The organism is Stenotrophomonas sp. INTA L402-1 (assembly GCF_059295135.1).
In genome coordinates this window covers 1-658 of sequence record NZ_JCAFWP010000139.1, presented here as the reverse complement: position 1 = coordinate 658, position 658 = coordinate 1, and the positions used below count along the sequence as shown (strand labels likewise).

Genomic DNA, 658 nt, shown 5'->3' with positions numbered 1-658 from the left:
ATTGTGGCGTGGATGCTGCTGGCGGGTAACTGGGCGATTTTACCGGGTGTCTGGCAATGGGCGGTGGGGCGTTTTGTCCCGACATTGATTCTGGTGATGATGCTTATCGATCTTGGTGCGTTTGTTGGCACACAAGGCGAAAATAAATATGGTAAAGATACCCAGGATGTGAAGTATAAAGCCGACAATAAATCAAGTAATTAACCTTTAATATATCTCTTACTGCTATTTTTTTCCGGGATTGTTATTTCCACGATGCAAATGACAATACCCGGAAAATCCTTCTGAACTCTTCACATTAAGCAATATCAAAAAAAATGGTAATCCATAAGATCATTACTTGTTTGTTCTTCCCTTAACGGCGCATTATTCTTAAGTCGTAATCGACAGAGAGGAGAATATACAGAGGTGCCCTATGAAAGATGTCGTAGATAAATGCAGTACTAAAGGATGTGCGATTGATATCGGTACGGTGATTGATAACGACAACTGTACCAGTAAGTTTACGCGCTATTTTGCCACCCGCGAAGACGCAGAGTCCTTTATGACCAAACTGAAAGAGCTTGCCGCCGCTGCATCCTCTGCAGATGAAGGGGCCAGCGTAGCCTATAAGAGTCAGGATCTGGAAGGGCAAGTTGAGCTTGAGGCGGCCTTCACC

The 658-nt window shown here is 44.2% G+C and carries 2 protein-coding genes; both read left to right on the top strand.

Annotated features, from left to right (window positions below; translation table 11 throughout):
• Positions 1 to 204 (top strand): DUF805 domain-containing protein (locus tag AC5O77_RS21950; protein WP_250216974.1); only part of this gene is annotated, 204 nt, incomplete at its 5' end.
• Between the two features lie 211 nt (positions 205 to 415).
• Positions 416 to 658, top strand: a 243-nt coding sequence (locus AC5O77_RS21945) for a DUF406 domain-containing protein (RefSeq protein WP_494507195.1), incomplete at its 3' end; no start/stop codon positions are given.